The following is a 17,467-nucleotide window of genomic DNA, read 5'->3' on the forward strand; positions in this document are numbered from 1 at the left end:
CGGTCACCCGTTCTACGACAACGCGCCGGCGGCCGGTTTCAACGCCACCACCACGCTGAAGCGCTCCGACTTCGGCCTCGGCAAGTACGTGCCGGTGGTCGGTGACGAGCTGACCGTCGAGATCACCGTCGAGGCCATCGAGGCCTCGGCCTGGCAGAAGGCGCTGGACAAGAAGGCCGCCGAGACCAAGGCCGAGAACTGAGCGGCGGCGGTTGCGCCGGAAGGGGCCGGGCGGATCATCCGTCCGGCCCTTTCGCTTTCATGGCGCGGTAGCTGTGCAAAAGCAGCTGCTCAAAATTTGAACTGGATGCCGGCCGGCCGCAGCCCGTATAATCGCCGCCCTCCCAGGTTAGGCGTCGCGCCCGCAGCGCGTCGACAGGCGGTCCGAGCATGCACTATCCCAAGACCTACGATGTCATCGTCATCGGCGGCGGCCACGCCGGCACCGAGGCCGCGCTGGCGGCCGCGCGCATGGGCTGCGCCACGCTGCTGCTGACGCACAACGTCGAGACGCTGGGACAGATGAGCTGCAACCCGGCCATCGGCGGCATCGGCAAGTCGCACCTGGTGAAAGAGATCGATGCCCTCGGCGGCGCCATGGCGCTGGCCACCGACCGCGCCGGCATCCAGTTCCGCGTGCTCAACAGCCGCAAGGGACCGGCCGTGCGCGCCACCCGCGCCCAGGCCGACCGTGCGCTGTACAAGGCCGCCATCCGCGCCGTGCTGGAGAACCAGGCCAACCTCGACATCTTCCAGCAGGCCGCCGACGATCTGGTGGTGGTGGGCGAGACGGTGAAGGGCGTGGTCACCCAGACCGGCATCCGCTTCAGTACGAAGACGGTGGTGCTGACCACTGGCACCTTCCTCGGCGGCACCATCCACATCGGCATGGAGAACCACCGCGGCGGCCGTGCCGGCGACCCGCCCTCGATCGCGCTCGCGCAGCGCCTGCGCGAGCTGCCGCTGCGCGTCGGCCGCCTGAAGACCGGCACGCCGCCGCGCATCGACGCCAAATCGGTGGATTTCTCGGTGATGCAGGCCCAGCCCGGCGACACGCCGCGTCCGGTCATGTCCTTCCTCGGCAGCCGCGACCTGCACCCCGAGCAGGTCAACTGCTGGATCACCCACACCAACCTGCAGACGCACGACATCATCCGCGGCGGTCTGGATCGTTCGCCGATGTACACCGGCGTCATCGAGGGTGTGGGGCCGCGCTACTGCCCGTCGATCGAGGACAAGATCCACCGCTTCGCCGACAAGGATTCGCACCAGGTGTTCATCGAGCCGGAAGGCCTGAACACCCACGAGCTTTACCCGAACGGCATTTCCACCTCGCTGCCCTTCGATGTCCAGCTGGCGCTGGTGCGCTCGATCCGCGGCATGGAGCACGCGCACATCACGCGGCCCGGCTATGCCATCGAGTACGACTACTTCAACCCGCAGGACCTGCAGCACACGCTGGAGACCAAGGTCATCCGCAACCTGTTTTTCGCCGGCCAGATCAACGGCACCACCGGTTACGAGGAGGCGGGCGCGCAGGGCCTGCTCGCCGGCCTCAACGCCGGCCTGCGCGCGCAGGAAAAGGAAGGCTGGTATCCGACCCGCGACCAGGCCTACACCGGCGTGCTGGTGGATGATCTGATCACGCTGGGCACGCGCGAGCCCTACCGCATGTTCACCTCGCGCGCCGAGTACCGCCTCATGCTGCGCGAAGACAACGCCGACACCCGCCTGACCGAAAAGGGCCGCGAGCTGGGCCTGGTCGATGACGCGCGCTGGGCCGCGTTCTGCGCCAAGCAGGAGGCCATCGCCGCCGAGACCGCGCGCCTGAAGGCGACCTGGGCGCATCCGGGCTCGGCGCTGGCCGCGCGCTTCAGCGAGCTGACCGGGCAGGAGCTGAGCCGCGAGAGTCATCTGCTCGATCTGCTCAAGCGGCCGCAGGTGAGCTACGCGCAGCTGGCCGAGCTGTCGCCGCCGGCCCGGCCTGACGCCTTGCAGGGTGCCGGACAGGACGCGGCCGGGCAGGGCATTGCTGAGCAGATCGTCGGCGAGCAGATCGAGATCGCCGTGAAGTACGCCGGCTATGTCGACCGCCAGGGCGAGGAGGTCGAGCGCCTGCGGCTGCAGGAGGGACTGGCGCTGCCGTCCGGCTTCGACTACGACGCGGTCAAGGGTCTGTCCAACGAGGTGCGCCAGAAACTCAAGGACGGCCGCCCGGAAACGCTGGCGCAGGCCGGCCGCATTCCCGGCGTGACGCCGGCGGCGGTGTCGCTGCTCATGATCACGCTCAAGAAGCAGGGCCGCGCCCGGCAGACGGCGGCACAGGCGGGGGCGGTCTGATGGCGAAGTCGCAGCGGCTGGCGGCCGACTGGCCGGCGCAGGCGGAACGCCGCCTGCGCGAGGGCATCGCGCAGATGGAGCTGTCCGCCGAAGTCGGGCCGGACGTGCTCGCGCGCCTGCTGGCCTACCTGGCCGGGCTGGTGAAGTGGAACCAGGCCTTCAACCTCACCGCCATCCGCGATCCGCTGGAGATGGTCGACAAGCACCTGCTCGACAGCCTGAGCATCCTGCCGCACGTGGGCGAGGGCGCGCTGATCGACATCGGCACCGGTGCCGGCCTGCCCGGCTTCATCATCGCGCTGGTGCGCCCGGATCTGCCGGTGACGCTGCTCGACTCCAACGGCAAGAAGACCCGTTTCCTCAAGCAGATGGCCGCCGAGCTGGACGTGGCCAATGTCACCGTGGTGACCGCGCGCTGCGAGGAACACGAGGGCAGCTATGCGCAGATCAGCAGCCGTGCCTTCGCCAGTCTCGCCGACATGGTCGACGGCACCGGACACCTGCTGGCGCCCGGCGGACGCTGGCTGGCCATGAAGGGCCACGTGCCGGCTGACGAGCTGGCCGCGCTACCCCCCGTCGCGGCACTCGAAAAGACCCCCGCATTGCGGGTACCCTTTGCAGCGGATGCCCGACACCTGATCGTGTTGCGGCCGGCGCAATAACAGGCAGGCGGCCACGGGCCGTCGCCGGGGAACTCCCATGGACAAGATTTTTGCGGTCGCCAACCAGAAGGGCGGCGTCGGCAAGACCACGACCAGCGTCAACCTGGCCGCCTCGCTGGCGGCGACGCGCCGACGCGTGCTGCTGGTCGACCTGGATCCTCAGGGCAATGCCAGCACCGGTTCGGGCGTGTCCAAGAACGAGCTCGAGCACACCATCTATGATGTGCTGCTGGGCGGCGTGCCAGCGGCCGACACGGTGATCGCGGTCGAGGGCGGCTACGATCTGCTGCCGGCCAACGGCGACCTCACCGCCGCCGAGGTCGAGCTGCTCGACGTCGCGGAGAAGGAGCAGCGCCTGCGCCTGGCGCTGGCGCCGGTGGCCGGCCGCTACGATGCCATCGTCATCGACTGCGCGCCGTCGCTGAGCATGCTGACCCTGAACGGCCTGGTCGCCGCCGACGGCGTCATCATTCCCATGCAGTGCGAGTACTATGCGCTGGAGGGGCTGGCGGCGCTGACCCGTACCATCGAGCGTGTAGCCGAGACCGCGAACCCGGGGCTGCACATCGCCGGCATCCTGCGCACCATGTTCGATCCCCGCAACACGCTGGCCAATGATGTGTCGCGCGAGCTCATCAGCCATTTCGGTGACCAGGTGCTCAACACCATCGTGCCGCGCAACGTGCGACTGGCCGAGGCGCCGGCGCACGGCCTGCCGGCGTTGCAGTACGACAAGCATTCTCGCGGCGCCATGGCCTACCTGGCGCTGGCATCCGAGCTGCTGCGCCGCCAGAAGCGCGGCTGAGGGAGGACAGACAGGCAATGGCAACGACGAAGAAGAGGGGCCTCGGCGGAGGGCGCGGACTGGATGCCCTGCTGGGCACCGTGCGCAAGGTCCAGGAAGAGGTCACCGCCGTGGCCTCCGGCCAGGGCCCGGCCGGCGAGCTCAAGCAGCTGCCCATCGAGTGGCTGGAGCGCGGCCGCTACCAGCCGCGCCGGGAAATGGATCCCGAGGCGCTGCAGGAGCTGGCGGACTCGATCCGCGCCCAGGGCATCCTGCAGCCCATCGTCGTGCGTTCGCTGGCGGAGCGGCGCTTCGAGATCATCGCCGGCGAGCGCCGCTGGCGCGCCGCGCAGATCGCCGGCCTCGACAGCGTGCCCGCGCTCATCCGCGATTTCAGCGATGAAGCCGCGATCGCCCTGGCGCTGATCGAGAACATCCAGCGCGAAGACCTCAATCCGCTGGAAGAGGCGCTGGCCATGCAGCGCTTCGCCGACGAGTTCAAGCTTACCCACCAGCAGGTCGCCGACGCCGTCGGCAAGTCGCGCGTCGCCGTCACCAACCTCATGCGCCTGCTCGGCCTGCACGAGGAGGTGAAGCGTTCGCTGGCCCACGGCGACCTCGACATGGGCCACGCCCGCGCGCTGCTGGCGCTGCCGCAGGAGCAGCAGCTGGCGGCTTCGCGCCAGGTCGTGGAGAAGGGCCTGTCGGTGCGCCAGACCGAGGCGCTGGTGCGCCAGCTCTTGGCCGAGAAGCCCGACGCCGCACCGCGCGCGCAGGACCCGAACGTGCGCAAGCTGCAGGAGGACCTGTCCGAGCGCCTGGGCGCGGCGGTGCAGATCGACTGCAACGCGCGCGGCAAGGGCCGTCTGGTCATTTCCTACAATTCGCTGGATGAGCTGGACGGCATCCTGGCGCACATCCGCTGAGACCGGCCGTGCCGCGCATGCTCCTGCTGGCCTGCCTCGCCGCCCTCCCGGCGGCGTGGATGCCGGCGGCCTGGAGCAGCGACTGGGCGCTGCGCAAGCAGGACAGCGAGCGCGACATCCGCGTCTACCAGCGCGACCGCGACGACAGCGCCTACGACGACCTCTACGCGGTCACCCACATGCCCGGCAGCGTGGCCCAGGTCGAGGCCGTGCTGGCCGATGTCCCTGCCATGCCGGAATGGGCCTCGCGCGTGACCCATGCCCGCGTGCTCAAGCGCCAGAGCAGCGAGGCCTGGATCTACATGCAGTACAAGCTGCCGTATCCGTTCCGGGCTCGTGACGCCGTGGTGCGCCTGCGTCGCAGCCAGGATGACGGCGCCGTCACCATCCGCTCGCAGTCGGTCAGCGGCTGGATCGCCGCGCAGCCCGAGCGTCTGCGCATGACCAACATGCAGACCACCTGGAAGCTGTCGCCGGCCGGCGGCAACCAGGTCCGCGTCGAGCTCTGGGGCTCGGGAGAGCCCGGCGGGCTNAAAATTGCGGCCGGAAAAGTCCGCTGAAGCTGGTTGCCCTTTGATCGGCAGCTCCCCTATAATCCGCGCGCTTTCAAGGCATTGTGCCGGACCTGCTGCAGGTCCGACGCGTTGGTTCGCGAGTAAGTGATGACGGTCAGCAAGCCGCAGCCGCTGGTGGATGTGCAACCTGCGGTTCAGCAGTTGAAATGGCAGCTACGGCTGCTGGCGCTGCTCTTTCTGATCGCACTCCTGTCCGCAGGCACCCATGCAGGGTTGTCGGCGCTGGCGGGCGCGGGCATAGCGGTCATCGGCCAGGCGTATTTTGTCTTCCGCGCCTTTCGTCACGCCGGTGCAACCTCCGCGCAGCACATTGTGCAGGATTTTTACAGGGGAGCGGCCGGCAAGTTCGTGCTCACCGCTCTCCTGTTCGCCGCCGTGTTCGCCGGTTACAAGGCCGTCGAACCCGGCTGGCTGTTTGCCAGTTTTGTTTTGGAACAGCTCGTCGCCTGGATCGTGCCGCTCACATCCAGACGGACGCAGCGCTGATGGGTAGAGACTAATGGCTGGTAATTCCACCGAGTACATCAAGCACCACCTGACCAACCTGACTTACGGTTATCACCCGGAAAACGGCTGGAGCTTCGCGCACACCAAGCAGGAAGCGTCCGCCATGGGCTTCAACGCCGTGCATGTCGACACGCTGGCGGTTTCCATCTTCCTCGGCATCTTCTTCTGCTGGCTCTTCCGCCTGGCGGCCAAGCGCGCCACGGCCGGCGTGCCGGGCGGCCTGCAGAATTTCGTCGAGGTGATCGTCGAGTTCGTGCAGTCCAACGTCAAGGACACCTACCACGGTACTTCCAAGCTCATCGCCCCGCTGGCCCTGACCATCTTCGTCTGGGTCTTCCTGATGAACCTGCTCGACCTGGTGCCGATCGACTTCCTGCCCACGCTCGCCCAGCTGATCGGTACCGGCGTCTTCGGCGCCGACCCGCACGCGGTCTACTTCAAGTTCGTGCCGACCACCGACGTCAATGCCACCCTCGGCATGGGCCTGTCCGTGTTCGTGCTGATCGTGTTCTACAGCATCAAGATGAAGGGTGTCGGCGGCTTCGCCAAGGAACTGACCTTCCACCCCTTCAACACCATCTGGCTGTCCTGGTTCAACCTGCTGCTGGAAGGCATCGCCCTGATCGCCAAGCCGATCTCGCTGGCGCTGCGACTGTTCGGCAACATGTACGCCGGCGAGCTGATCTTCATCCTGATCGCGCTGCTGCCCTGGTACCTGCAGTGGGCGCTGTCCGTGCCCTGGGCGATCTTCCACATCCTGATCATCACGCTGCAGGCGTTCGTGTTCATGATGCTGACCATTGTGTATCTGAGCATGGCCTCGGAAAAGCACGACCACTAACCCGTAACTCAATCTGCAACCAACCCCCTAAGAGGAAACTCAAATGGAATACATCACTGGCCTCAACCTGATCGCTGTTGCCCTCCTGATCGGCCTGGGCGCCCTGGGCACCGCCGTCGGCTTCGGTCTGCTCGGCGGCAAGTTCCTGGAAGGCGCTGCCCGTCAGCCGGAACTGGCTCCGCAGCTGCAGGTCAAGATGTTCATCGTCGCCGGTCTGCTCGACGCCGTGCCCATGATCGGTGTCGGTATCGGCCTGTTCCTGCTGTTCGCCAACCCGTTCATTCAGTAATCGGTCGCCAGCGATCGATAGTCGCGGACCCTGCGGTCCGCTGAATGCAACAGGACAAGAGGTGATAGCGTGAACATCAACTTCACACTGGTAGGCCAGGCCATCGCGTTCGCGATCTTCGTCTGGTTCTGCATGAAGTTCGTGTGGCCTCCGGTCACTGCCGCCCTGGCCGACCGCCAGAAGCGCATTGCCGATGGCCTGAATGCTGCCGACAAGGCCAAGCAGGATCTGGAGGCCGCGCATGCGCAGGTCGCCCAGGAGCTGCAGGTCGCCAAGCAGCAGGCCGCCGCCCTGATCGAGCAGGCCAACCGCCGTGCCGGTCAGGTGGCTGACGAGGTCAAGGCCCAGGCTTCGGCCGAAGCCGAGCGCATCCTGGCCCAGGCCCGCGCCGACATCGAGCAGGAAATTGCCGGTGCCCGCGATGCCCTGCGTCAGCAGGTCGCTGCCCTGGCCGTCGCCGGTGCCGAGAAGATCCTGCAGGCCGAAGTCGACGCCTCCAGGCACGCCGGCATGCTCGATCAGCTGGCTACCGAGCTCAAATAAGAGGCCCACGAGACCGTCATGGCTGAATTAACGACAGTGGCTCGACCCTACGCCAAGGCGGCTTTCGAGCACGCCCGCGGCAAGGGTCAGCTGGCTGCCTGGTCGTCCATGCTGGCGCTCGCCGCCGCGGTGGTCGACGATGCAGCGTTCAAGCAGTACATCGCGCGTCCGACGCTGGGTGCGGCCGAACAGGCAGATGCGGTGCTGAAGGTGGTTGGCGATCGTCTCGACGACGACGCCCGCAACTTCATCAGCAACCTGGCCGCCAACAAGCGCCTGGCGGCCCTGCCGGCCATCAGCAGCCTGTTCGAGGCGCTGCGTGCCGAGGCCGAAGGCGCGGTGGACGTCGAGGTGACGGCTGCCTATGCGCTCGATGATGCGCAGACGCAGGCGCTGGCCCGGACCCTGACCGAGAAGCTCGCGCGTCAGGTCAACGTCAGCAGCGGTGTCGACGCCAGCCTGATCGGCGGCGCCGTCATCCGTGCCGGCGACCTGGTCATCGATGCCTCCGTCAGAGGCAAGCTGGGCAAGCTTCGCGCGACCCTGAACACTTGATATTTCCTTCGAGGAAGAGAGCATCATGCAGCATCTGAATCCCTCCGAGATCAGCGAGCTGATCAAGAGCCGCATCACGGACCTGAATGCGTCCGCTGAAGCGCGTAACGAAGGCACCATCGTCGGCGTTTCCGACGGTATCGTGCGCATTCACGGTCTGGCCGACGTCATGTACGGCGAAATGATCGAGTTCGACGGCGGTGTCTACGGCATGGCCCTCAACCTCGAGCAGGACTCCGTCGGCGCCGTCGTGCTGGGTGGCTACCTGGGTCTGCAGGAAGGCCAGAAGGCCCGCTGCACCGGCCGCATCCTGGAAGTGCCGGTCGGTCCGGAACTGCTGGGCCGCGTGGTCGACGCCCTCGGCAACCCGATCGATGGCAAGGGCCCGATCAACGCCCAGCTCACCGACGCGGTCGAAAAGGTCGCTCCGGGCGTGATCTGGCGCCAGTCCGTGGACCAGCCGGTGCAGACCGGCTACAAGTCCGTCGACGCCATGATCCCCATCGGTCGCGGCCAGCGCGAGCTGATCATCGGCGACCGTCAGACCGGCAAGACCGCGCTGGCCATCGACGCCATCATTGCCCAGAAGAGCTCGGGCATTAAGTGCGTCTACGTCGCCGTCGGCCAGAAGCAGTCGACCATCGCCAACGTCGTGCGCAAGCTCGAAGAGTTCGGCGCCATGGCCTACACCACGGTCGTCGCCGCCGCCGCTGCCGATGCCCCGTCCATGCAGTTCCTGGCACCGTACTCAGGCTGCACCATGGGCGAATACTTCCGTGATCGCGGCGAAGACGCCCTGATCATCTATGACGACCTGTCCAAGCAGGCCGTGGCCTACCGCCAGATCTCGCTGCTGCTGCGCCGTCCGCCCGGACGCGAAGCCTACCCGGGCGACGTGTTCTATCTCCACAGCCGTCTGCTGGAGCGCGCTTCCCGCGTGTCCGCCGAGTATGTCGAGAAGTTCACCAACGGTGCCGTGACCGGCAAGACCGGCTCGCTGACCGCGCTGCCGATCATCGAAACGCAGGCCGGCGACGTGTCCGCGTTCGTGCCGACCAACGTGATCTCGATCACCGACGGCCAGATCTTCCTGGAAACCTCGCTGTTCAACTCGGGCATCCGTCCGGCCGTCAACGCCGGTATCTCGGTGTCCCGCGTCGGTGGCGCGGCCCAGACCAAGATCATCAAGAAGCTGTCCGGCGGTATCCGTACCTCGCTGGCCCAGTACCGTGAACTGGCTGCCTTCGCGCAGTTCGCCTCCGACCTCGACGAAGCCACCCGAAAGCAGCTGGAGCTGGGTCAGCGCGTTACCGAGCTGATGAAGCAGAAGCAGTTCGCGCCGCTGTCGATCGCCGACATGGCCCTGTCGATCTTCGCCGTCAACGAGGGCTACCTCAACGACGTGCCGGTCAACAAGGTGCTGGCCTTCGAAGCCGCCCTGCACGCCTACTTCGGCAGCGAGCACAAGGCGCTGGTGGACGACATCAATGCCACCGCGAACTACGACGGCAAGATCGAAGCCGCGCTGCGCGAAGGCATCGAGAAGTTCAAGGCCACGCAGAGCTGGTAAGCAAGTGGTGGCCCGGCGCGAGCCGGGCCTGAACACAGCAGAGATGGTGAGGCTATGGCCAGCTTAAAAGAAATCCGCGTCAAGGTTGCGAGCATCAAGAGCACGCAGAAGATCACGAAGGCGATGCAGCTCGTGGCCGCCTCCAAGATGCGCAAGGCCCAGGAACGCATGGCGGCCGGCAAGCCCTATGCGCAGAAGATCCGCCAGGTGGTGGCTCACGTTGCCCACGCAACGCCCGAGTACAAGCATGCCTACCTGGTCGAGCGTCCGGTCAAGCGTGTCGGTTACATCGTGGTGTCGTCGGACCGTGGTCTGTGCGGCGGCCTCAACATCAACCTGTTCAAGCAGGTGGTGAGCTCCGTGCGCGCCTACCGCGAGCAGGGTGTCGAAGCCGAGTTCTGCCTGATCGGCACCAAGGCCACGACCTTCTTCAAGAATGTCGGCGGCAAGGTGGTGGCGGCGAAGACCCACATGGGCGACCAGCCTTCCCTGGAAGCGCTGATCGGCAGCATCAAGGTCATGCTCGATCACTTCGACGAAGGCAGGATCGACCGCCTGTACCTGGTGTCCAACGAGTTCGTGAACACCATGACGCAGAAGCCGACGCTGCAGCAGCTGCTGCCGCTGGACGCCTCGGGTGACGACGGCATCGGCGAGCGCAACTACAACTGGGACTATCTGTACGAGCCGGAAGCCAAGCCGCTGCTCGATGCCCTGCTGGTTCGCTTCATCGAGTCGCAGGTGTACCAGGGTGTGGTCGAGAACGTGGCCTGTGAAATGGCGGCCCGCATGGTGGCCATGAAGGCCGCGACGGACAACGCCGGTGAACTGATCCGCAACCTGCAGCTGGTGTACAACAAGCTGCGTCAGGCTGCGATCACCCAGGAAATTTCGGAAATCGTCGGTGGCGCCGCGGCCGTCTGAGCCAGGCGCTGCCCACCTGTATTTAGGATTGAGAGGATAAACCCATGAGCAGCGGTCGTATCGTCCAGATCATCGGCGCCGTCATCGACGTCGAATTCCCGCGCGACAGCGTTCCCAAGGTCTATGACGCCCTCAAGGTGGAAGCGACCTCGACCACCCTGGAAGTCCAGCAGCAGCTGGGCGACGGCATCGTGCGCACGATCGCCATGGGTTCCACCGAAGGCCTGAAGCGCGGCCTGCCGGTCGGCAACACCGGCGGTCCGATCAGCGTGCCGGTCGGCAAGGGCACCCTGGGTCGCATCATGAACGTGCTCGGCCAGCCGGAAGACGAAGCCGGCCCGGTCGAGACCGAGACCACCTGGTCCATCCACCGCAAGGCCCCGTCGTACGACGAGCAGTCGGGCGGCACCGAGCTGCTGGAAACCGGCATCAAGGTCATCGACCTGCTGTGCCCGTTCGCCAAGGGCGGCAAGGTCGGCCTGTTCGGCGGCGCCGGCGTCGGCAAGACCGTGAACATGATGGAGCTCATCAACAACATCGCCAAGGCGCACAGCGGTCTGTCCGTGTTCGCCGGCGTCGGTGAGCGTACCCGTGAAGGCAACGACTTCTACCACGAAATGAAGGACTCGGGCGTTCTCGACAAGGTCGCCATGGTCTACGGCCAGATGAACGAGCCTCCCGGAAACCGTCTGCGCGTCGCGCTGACCGGCCTGACCATGGCCGAGTACTTCCGCGACGAGAAGGACGAAGCCGGCAAGGGCCGCGACGTGCTGCTGTTCGTCGACAACATCTACCGCTACACGCTGGCCGGTACCGAAGTGTCCGCGCTGCTCGGCCGCATGCCGTCCGCCGTGGGCTACCAGCCGACGCTGGCCGAGGAAATGGGCGTTCTGCAGGAGCGCATCACCTCCACGAAGAACGGCTCGATCACCTCGATCCAGGCCGTCTACGTGCCCGCCGACGACCTCACCGACCCGAGCCCGGCGACCACCTTCGCCCACCTCGACGCCACCGTCGTGCTGTCGCGTGACATCGCCTCGCTGGGTATCTACCCGGCCGTGGACCCGCTGGACTCGACCTCGCGTCAGCTCGATCCGCTGGTCGTCGGCGAAGAGCACTACGCGGTCGCCCGCGGCGTGCAGACCGTGCTGCAGCGCTACAAGGAACTGAAGGACATCATCGCGATCCTGGGCATGGACGAACTGTCGGAAGAAGACAAGCTCGTCGTGTACCGCGCGCGCAAGATCCAGCGCTTCCTGTCGCAGCCGTTCCACGTCGCCGAAGTGTTCACCGGCTCGCCGGGCAAGTACGTTTCGCTGAAGGAAACCATCCGTGGCTTCAAGGGCATCCTGGCCGGCGAGTACGACCACATGCCGGAACAGGCCTTCTACATGGTTGGTGGCATCGACGAAGCCGTTGAGAAGTCCAAGAAGCTGTAATGGCTCGTGCCCCCGTGATCCGGGGGCAGCAGCTCAGGAGTAGAACATGGCGAACACGATCCACTGCGATATCGTCAGTGCGAAAGAGTCGATCTATGCCGGCAGCGCCAAGATGGTCGTTGCCCATGGTCTGCTCGGCGACCTCGGCATCACGTCGGGTCACGCGCCGCTGCTGACGCAGCTCGCACCCGGCCCGATCCGCATCCTGCTGGAAGATGGCAGCGAGCTGATCTACTACGTTTCCGGCGGTGTGCTGGAAGTGCAGCCGACCGTCGTCACCGTGCTGGCCGATACGGCCGTGCGTGCTGCCGATGTCGATGAAGCGGCTGCCGTCGAGGCACGCAAGGCCGCTGCCGAGGCACTGGCGAACCAGAAGGGCGAGATGGACACCTCCGCCGCGCTGGCCGCGCTGGCCGAAGCCGCAGCCCAGCTGCGCACGCTGCAGGCCATGAAGAACCGCGCCGGACGCGGCTGATCCGTTCAGCGATCCGCGCAGGAAAAGGGCAGCTTCGGCTGCCCTTTTTCATGTCTGATTTTCGTGTCTGATTTTCGTGCTTGGGCGCCGCCGGTGGTGCCGCGCTCGACAGGATCGAAAAACCGCGGCATCAGACTTCCGGCCGCTCGCGATGTGCCGGCGGGCATGGTACAAACGGTCAGAGACCGGATGGTTCGCATGGGATTGCCCGGCGTGCCGGAGCCGGCGTCATGGAGAGAAGGGGAGTCGCCGTGAAGACCGTGATGCATCTGCTGCAATCCAAGCCCAGCCAGGCCGTCTACACCATCACGCCCGCCGCCACGGTGCTTGAGGCCATCACGCTGATGGCCGACAAGGGCATCGGCGCGCTGGTGGTGACCGAGGGCGACCGAGTGGTCGGCATCATCAGCGAGCGTGACTACGCCCGCAAGGTGGTGCTGATGGAGCGCTCGTCGTACGACACCGCGGTCAGCGACATCATGAGCAGCCAGGTCGTGCATGTCGGCCCGGAGCAGAGCACCGAGCAGTGCATGACGCTCATGACCGAGCGCCGCCTGCGCCACCTGCCGGTGCTGGACGAGGCGCAGCGCCTCATCGGTCTGGTGTCCATCGGCGACCTGGTGAAGGATGTCATTTCCGAGCAGCAGAACATCATCGATCACCTGGAGCAGTACATCCGGGGCGAGCATGGCTGACGGGCGCCGCCAGCGGTCCCGGCGCCGCCGCGGCGCCGGCCTGCCGGCATGACGATGACGAGCGCCACGACGCCGGCACTGCGCTGGCAGCTGGCCTCCTTCGCGGAGCTCTCCACCGGCGAGCTCTATGCCCTGCTGGCCCTGCGCGAGGCGGTGTTCGTGGTCGAGCAGCGCTGCGCCTACCAGGAGCTGGATGGCCTGGACCAGGATGCGCTGCATCTGGTCGCCTGGGAGGGCGCGCAGGTAGCGGCCTGCCTGCGCCTGCTGGCGCCGGGCGTGAAGCGGCCCGGCCCGGTGATCGGCCGCGTGCTGACACGCGCCGACCTGCGCGGTCATGGCCTCGGTGGCGAACTGATGCGGCGCGGTCTGGCCGAGGCGGCGCGGCGCTGGCCGGGACAGCCGGTGCATATCAGCGCCCAGGCGCATCTGCAGGGCTTCTACGGTGCGCTGGGCTTCGCCACCATCTCCGACCCCTACGATGAAGATGGCATTCCCCATGTCGGGATGCGCTGCGACAGCCCGGCGCTGACGACTGTCTGACAGGCGTCGCTTCCGCACTGTCACCATCGTGTAAAATGCACGGTCATTTCAGGATCTGCCGCAGGGCAGCAGGTGATCATGGCGCTTCAGGTTGTCATTCTCGCGGCGGGCAAGGGCACCCGCATGCGTTCGTCCCTGCCCAAGGTCATGCAGCCGCTGGCCGGTCGCCCGCTGCTGGCGCATGTGCTGGCCGCCGCGCGCGCGCTCGGTGCCGAACGCCCGGTGGTGGTCTACGGCCATGGCGGTGATGTGGTGCAGCAGGCCTTCGCCGGCGAGGCGATCGACTGGGTGCTGCAGGCCGAGCAGAAGGGCACCGGCCATGCCGTCCAGGTCGCGCTGCCGGTGCTGGCGGGCGAGGGCCGCACGCTGATCCTCTACGGCGATGTGCCGCTGATCTCGGTGGCCACGCTGCAGCGCCTGATCGAGGCCGTGCCCGGCGACGACAGCCTGGGCCTGCTCACCGTGCACCTGCCCGATCCGACCGGCTACGGCCGCATCGTGCGCGAGGGCGGCCGCGTCACCCGCATCGTCGAGCAGAAGGATGCCAGCGAGGCCGAGCGCGCCATCAGCGAAGTGAACACCGGCATTCTCTGTGTGCCCAACCGCCTGCTGCACGACTGGCTGCCGACGCTGAAGAACGAGAATGCGCAGGGCGAGTACTACCTCACCGACCTCATCGGCATGGCTTCTGCCGCCGGCGCGGCGGTGAACGCCGTGCATCCGGCCACCACCTGGGAGGTCGAGGGCGTCAACGACAAGCTGCAGCTGGCTACGCTGGAGCGCGTCTGGCAGCGTCACCAGGCCGAGGGCCTGATGCGTGCCGGCGTGACCGTGCTGGACCCGGCGCGGCTGGACATCCGCGGCAGCCTGGCGCATGGCCAGGACGTGTCGCTGGATGCCGGCGTGATCATCGAGGGCCGCGTGGTGCTGGGTGACAACGTGCGTGTCGGCGCCGGCTGCATCCTCAAGGACTGCGAGATCGGTGCCGGCACCGAGATCAGGCCGTATTCGCTGATCGACACCGCGGTGGTCGGGGCCAATGCACAGATCGGCCCGTTCGCGCGCCTGCGCCCGGGTTCGCGCCTGGGCGACGAGGTGCACATCGGCAACTTCGTCGAGACCAAGGCCACCAGCATGGGTACCGGCGCCAAGGCCAATCACCTGGCCTACCTCGGTGACAGCGAGATCGGCAGCGGCGTGAACATCGGCGCAGGCAGCATCACCTGCAATTACGACGGCGCCAGCAAGCACCGGACCGTGATCGGCGACGACGCTTTCATCGGCACCAACAATTCGCTGGTGGCGCCGGTGCGCATCGGCGCCGGCGCGACCACGGGCGCAGGCTCCACCATCAGCAAGGACGTGCCGGATGGCGTGCTGGCTGTGGCGCGCGCCGTGCAGAAGAACATCGAAGGCTGGCAGCGGCCGCGCAAGACACCGAAGGCGTAAGCGTCGGGCCGGGCGGATCGTTTCGTCCGGCCATCACAGGAATCGGGGAGAGCAGCATGTGCGGAATTGTCGGTGCCATTGGCGAGCGCAATGTCACGGATGTCCTGATCGAGGGCCTGCGCCGCCTCGAGTACCGGGGCTATGACTCGGCCGGACTGGCCGTGGTCGACCAGGGCGCGGTGGTGCGCGAGCGCCAGCCCGGCAAGGTGCAGGCGCTGGCCGATGCCGCCCACGCCGCCGATGTCCACGGCCGCCTCGGCATCGCGCACACGCGCTGGGCCACGCATGGCGCGCCGACGCAGTGCAATGCCCACCCGCACATGTCCGGCGACATCGCGGTGGTGCACAACGGCATCATCGAGAACTACGAGAGCCTGCGCGAACGCCTGCAGGGCGAGGGCTACGTGTTCACCTCGCAGACCGACACCGAAGTGGTGGCGCACCTGATCCAGTCCGAGCTGAAGCAGGGCGGCGACTACTTCCAGGCCGTGCGCCGCGCGGTCGCGCAGCTGCACGGCGCGTTCGCGCTGGGCATCGTGCGCGCCTGCGAGCCGGACCGGCTGCTGGCCGTGCGCCAGGGCTCGCCGCTGGTGGTGGGCCTGGGCATCGGCGAGAACTTCATCAGCTCCGACCAGCTCGCGCTGCTGCCGGTCACCAACCGTTTCATCTACCTCGAGGAAGGCGACTTCATCGAGCTCGCCCGCAACCGCGTCAGCATCTGGAACGCCGCCGGCGAACCGGTGCGCCGGCCGGCGGTGGAGCTGGACGCCACGCTGCACGCGAGCAGCAAGGGCGGCTACAAGCACTACATGCTGAAGGAGATCTACGAGCAGCCGGCGGCCGTGCAGCGCACGCTCAACGGCCGCATCAGCGATGGCCGGGTCGCTGTCGACGCCTTCGGACCGCAGGCCGCCGAGCTGCTGGCGAAGGCGCGGCACATCCAGATCCTGGCCTGCGGCACCAGCTATCACGCCGGCTATGTCGCCAAGTACTGGTTCGAGGCCATCGCCGGCGTGTCCTGCCATGTCGAGGTGGCCAGCGAGTTCCGCTACCGCACCACGGTGCTGCCGGCGGACACGCTGATCGTGACCATTTCGCAGTCGGGCGAGACCGCCGACACGCTGGCGGCGCTGCGCGAGGTCAAGGCGCGCGCGCTGGGCGCGCTGTGCATCTGCAACGTGCCGACCTCGACGCTGGTGCGCGAGTCCGATCTGGCGTTCATCACCCATGCCGGTCCCGAGATCGGCGTGGCCTCGACCAAGGCCTTCACCACCCAGCTGGTGGCGCTGATGCTGCTGGTGCTGGCCACCGGCCGTCGCCAGGGCACGCTGTCCGCCGAGCGCGAGCGCGACATCGTGCAGCAGCTGGGCACGCTGCCGGCGCTGCTGGACGGCGTGCTGGCGCTGGACAAGGACATCGAGCGCATCGCCGAGGAGTTCGGCGAGAAGCACCACACCCTGTTCCTCGGCCGTGGCGCGCAGTACCCGGTGGCGATGGAAGGGGCGCTGAAGCTCAAGGAGATTTCCTACATCCACGCCGAGGCCTACCCGGCGGGCGAGCTCAAGCACGGCCCGCTGGCGCTGGTCGACAACGACATGCCGGTGGTGGCGGTGGCGCCGAAGAACGACCTGATCGACAAGCTCAAGTCGAACCTGCAGGAGGTGCGCGCGCGCGCCGGCGTGCTCTACGTGTTCGCCGACCATGCCGCCGACGTGCGCCCGGAGGCGGGCATCAAGGTCTTCCCCATGCCCAGCGTCGCCGACGAGGTGGCACCGATCGTCTACACCGTGCCGCTGCAGCTGCTGTCGTACCACGTGGCGGTGATCAAGGGCACCGACGTCGACCAGCCGCGCAACCTGGCGAAATCGGTGACGGTGGAGTGAGCCGGGCGGGATGATGCGACCCGGCCTGGCAGTCTGGAACAGGCCGGATGCTCCGGCCGCAGCTGGAGTGGAAACAGGACAATGACGGACAAGCTGGCGGTGCTCACTGCCGAGGAAAAGGCCACGCTGGCCGGGGTGACCTTTCGTTTCACGGTCTACACGGTGCTCGTCACCGGCTTCATGCTGCTGCTGCTGCGCATCGTGCGCGCCGAAGGCGCCGAGGTCTTCGGCGAGGGCGACCCGATCGAGAACGCGCAGGTCGCGCTGCTCATGCTGGCCGCGCTGGTGTTCCTGGTCACGGCCAGGCTGCAGGCCTCGTTCGATGTGCTCTGCCGCATCTTCGCGCTGTTCTGCGTGTTCGTGGTGATCCGCGAAGGCGATGCCTTCTGGGACGACCTGCTGCCGGCGGCGGGCTGGCAGCTGCCGGCGACCCTGGTGTTCCTGACCATCGCGGCCATGTATGCGCGTGA

The 17,467-nt window shown here is 67.0% G+C and carries 20 protein-coding genes; all 20 read left to right on the forward strand.

Annotated elements, in window-relative coordinates; genetic code table 11:
* Window positions 1–202, forward strand: a 202-nt coding sequence (locus C5O18_RS01225) for a YceI family protein (RefSeq protein ID WP_146089165.1), incomplete at its 5' end; no start/stop codon positions are given.
* A gap of 188 nt (window positions 203–390) precedes the next feature.
* On the forward strand, window positions 391–2,340 hold the full coding sequence (gene mnmG, locus C5O18_RS01230; protein ID WP_105191066.1) for a tRNA uridine-5-carboxymethylaminomethyl(34) synthesis enzyme MnmG: 1,950 nt from the start codon (window positions 391–393) through the stop codon (window positions 2,338–2,340).
* Entirely contained in the window at window positions 2,340–3,002 is a 663-nt protein-coding gene (gene rsmG / locus C5O18_RS01235) for a 16S rRNA (guanine(527)-N(7))-methyltransferase RsmG (protein WP_105191067.1), read from the forward strand. The genes mnmG and rsmG overlap by 1 nt, the downstream gene beginning before the upstream one ends.
* A gap of 37 nt (window positions 3,003–3,039) precedes the next feature.
* Complete coding sequence (locus tag C5O18_RS01240) at window positions 3,040–3,807, forward strand: ParA family protein (RefSeq protein ID WP_105191068.1); 768 nt, start codon at window positions 3,040–3,042, stop codon at window positions 3,805–3,807.
* A 17-nt stretch (window positions 3,808–3,824) separates the two neighbouring features.
* Window positions 3,825–4,712 carry a ParB/RepB/Spo0J family partition protein gene (locus C5O18_RS01245; RefSeq protein WP_105191069.1) on the forward strand — a complete coding sequence of 296 codons (888 nt, stop codon included), beginning with the start codon at window positions 3,825–3,827 and terminating at the stop codon, window positions 4,710–4,712.
* A 59-nt stretch (window positions 4,713–4,771) separates the two neighbouring features.
* A complete protein-coding gene (locus C5O18_RS01250; RefSeq protein ID WP_478209669.1) occupies window positions 4,772–5,272 on the forward strand; it encodes an START domain-containing protein in 501 nt (166 codons plus the stop codon).
* Between the two features lie 102 nt (window positions 5,273–5,374).
* Window positions 5,375–5,773 carry an ATP synthase subunit I gene (locus tag C5O18_RS01255; protein ID WP_105191071.1) on the forward strand — a complete coding sequence of 133 codons (399 nt, stop codon included), beginning with the start codon at window positions 5,375–5,377 and terminating at the stop codon, window positions 5,771–5,773.
* Window positions 5,774–5,786: 13 nt separating this feature from the next.
* Window positions 5,787–6,635: a F0F1 ATP synthase subunit A gene (gene atpB / locus C5O18_RS01260; protein ID WP_105191072.1), complete on the forward strand. Its 849-nt coding sequence runs from the start codon at window positions 5,787–5,789 to the stop codon at window positions 6,633–6,635.
* A 43-nt stretch (window positions 6,636–6,678) separates the two neighbouring features.
* Entirely contained in the window at window positions 6,679–6,924 is a 246-nt protein-coding gene (gene atpE / locus C5O18_RS01265; RefSeq protein ID WP_105191073.1) for a F0F1 ATP synthase subunit C, read from the forward strand.
* Between the two features lie 69 nt (window positions 6,925–6,993).
* Entirely contained in the window at window positions 6,994–7,467 is a 474-nt protein-coding gene (locus C5O18_RS01270; RefSeq protein ID WP_105191074.1) for a F0F1 ATP synthase subunit B, read from the forward strand.
* A gap of 18 nt (window positions 7,468–7,485) precedes the next feature.
* Window positions 7,486–8,022 (forward strand): F0F1 ATP synthase subunit delta, encoded by a 537-nt coding sequence (locus tag C5O18_RS01275; protein WP_105191075.1) that lies wholly within the window; start codon window positions 7,486–7,488, stop codon window positions 8,020–8,022.
* Between the two features lie 25 nt (window positions 8,023–8,047).
* Window positions 8,048–9,592, forward strand: a complete 1,545-nt coding sequence (gene atpA / locus C5O18_RS01280; protein ID WP_105191076.1) for a F0F1 ATP synthase subunit alpha — start codon at window positions 8,048–8,050, stop codon at window positions 9,590–9,592.
* A gap of 54 nt (window positions 9,593–9,646) precedes the next feature.
* Window positions 9,647–10,516 (forward strand): F0F1 ATP synthase subunit gamma, encoded by an 870-nt coding sequence (gene atpG / locus C5O18_RS01285; protein ID WP_105191077.1) that lies wholly within the window; start codon window positions 9,647–9,649, stop codon window positions 10,514–10,516.
* A 44-nt stretch (window positions 10,517–10,560) separates the two neighbouring features.
* Window positions 10,561–11,955, forward strand: coding sequence for a F0F1 ATP synthase subunit beta (atpD, locus tag C5O18_RS01290; protein WP_105191078.1), 1,395 nt, complete (start codon window positions 10,561–10,563; stop codon window positions 11,953–11,955).
* 46 nt (window positions 11,956–12,001) lie between these two features.
* Entirely contained in the window at window positions 12,002–12,430 is a 429-nt protein-coding gene (locus C5O18_RS01295) for a F0F1 ATP synthase subunit epsilon (RefSeq protein WP_105191079.1), read from the forward strand.
* A gap of 251 nt (window positions 12,431–12,681) precedes the next feature.
* Entirely contained in the window at window positions 12,682–13,125 is a 444-nt protein-coding gene (locus C5O18_RS01300) for a CBS domain-containing protein (RefSeq protein WP_420884459.1), read from the forward strand.
* A 48-nt stretch (window positions 13,126–13,173) separates the two neighbouring features.
* Window positions 13,174–13,665 carry a GNAT family N-acetyltransferase gene (locus C5O18_RS01305; protein WP_105191081.1) on the forward strand — a complete coding sequence of 164 codons (492 nt, stop codon included), beginning with the start codon at window positions 13,174–13,176 and terminating at the stop codon, window positions 13,663–13,665.
* A gap of 78 nt (window positions 13,666–13,743) precedes the next feature.
* Window positions 13,744–15,114, forward strand: coding sequence for a bifunctional UDP-N-acetylglucosamine diphosphorylase/glucosamine-1-phosphate N-acetyltransferase GlmU (glmU, locus tag C5O18_RS01310; protein ID WP_105191083.1), 1,371 nt, complete (start codon window positions 13,744–13,746; stop codon window positions 15,112–15,114).
* A gap of 56 nt (window positions 15,115–15,170) precedes the next feature.
* A complete protein-coding gene (glmS, locus tag C5O18_RS01315) occupies window positions 15,171–16,997 on the forward strand; it encodes a glutamine--fructose-6-phosphate transaminase (isomerizing) (RefSeq protein WP_105191082.1) in 1,827 nt (608 codons plus the stop codon).
* Between the two features lie 81 nt (window positions 16,998–17,078).
* A partial coding sequence (locus C5O18_RS01320; RefSeq protein WP_146089166.1) for a hypothetical protein occupies window positions 17,079–17,467 on the forward strand: 389 nt, incomplete at its 3' end.

The organism is Amnimonas aquatica (assembly GCF_002943415.1).
Lineage (GTDB): Bacteria > Pseudomonadota > Gammaproteobacteria > Pseudomonadales > Moraxellaceae > Perlucidibaca > Perlucidibaca aquatica_A.

What these genes read in the sequence shown, in the direction of transcription:
- mnmG (WP_105191066.1), top strand. Translation starts at nt 391, where the DNA reads ATGCACTATCCCAAGACCTACGATGTCATCGTCATCGGCGGCGGCCAC.
- C5O18_RS01255 (WP_105191071.1), top strand. Translation starts at nt 5,375, where the DNA reads ATGACGGTCAGCAAGCCGCAGCCGCTGGTGGATGTGCAACCTGCGGTT.
- C5O18_RS01295 (WP_105191079.1), top strand. Translation starts at nt 12,002, where the DNA reads ATGGCGAACACGATCCACTGCGATATCGTCAGTGCGAAAGAGTCGATC.
- C5O18_RS01305 (WP_105191081.1), top strand. Translation starts at nt 13,174, where the DNA reads ATGACGATGACGAGCGCCACGACGCCGGCACTGCGCTGGCAGCTGGCC.
- atpB (WP_105191072.1), top strand. Translation starts at nt 5,787, where the DNA reads ATGGCTGGTAATTCCACCGAGTACATCAAGCACCACCTGACCAACCTG.
- glmS (WP_105191082.1), top strand. Translation starts at nt 15,171, where the DNA reads ATGTGCGGAATTGTCGGTGCCATTGGCGAGCGCAATGTCACGGATGTC.
- atpA (WP_105191076.1), top strand. Translation starts at nt 8,048, where the DNA reads ATGCAGCATCTGAATCCCTCCGAGATCAGCGAGCTGATCAAGAGCCGC.
- C5O18_RS01240 (WP_105191068.1), top strand. Translation starts at nt 3,040, where the DNA reads ATGGACAAGATTTTTGCGGTCGCCAACCAGAAGGGCGGCGTCGGCAAG.
- atpG (WP_105191077.1), top strand. Translation starts at nt 9,647, where the DNA reads ATGGCCAGCTTAAAAGAAATCCGCGTCAAGGTTGCGAGCATCAAGAGC.
- glmU (WP_105191083.1), top strand. Translation starts at nt 13,744, where the DNA reads ATGGCGCTTCAGGTTGTCATTCTCGCGGCGGGCAAGGGCACCCGCATG.
- atpE (WP_105191073.1), top strand. Translation starts at nt 6,679, where the DNA reads ATGGAATACATCACTGGCCTCAACCTGATCGCTGTTGCCCTCCTGATC.
- C5O18_RS01245 (WP_105191069.1), top strand. Translation starts at nt 3,825, where the DNA reads ATGGCAACGACGAAGAAGAGGGGCCTCGGCGGAGGGCGCGGACTGGAT.
- C5O18_RS01275 (WP_105191075.1), top strand. Translation starts at nt 7,486, where the DNA reads ATGGCTGAATTAACGACAGTGGCTCGACCCTACGCCAAGGCGGCTTTC.
- atpD (WP_105191078.1), top strand. Translation starts at nt 10,561, where the DNA reads ATGAGCAGCGGTCGTATCGTCCAGATCATCGGCGCCGTCATCGACGTC.
- rsmG (WP_105191067.1), top strand. Translation starts at nt 2,340, where the DNA reads ATGGCGAAGTCGCAGCGGCTGGCGGCCGACTGGCCGGCGCAGGCGGAA.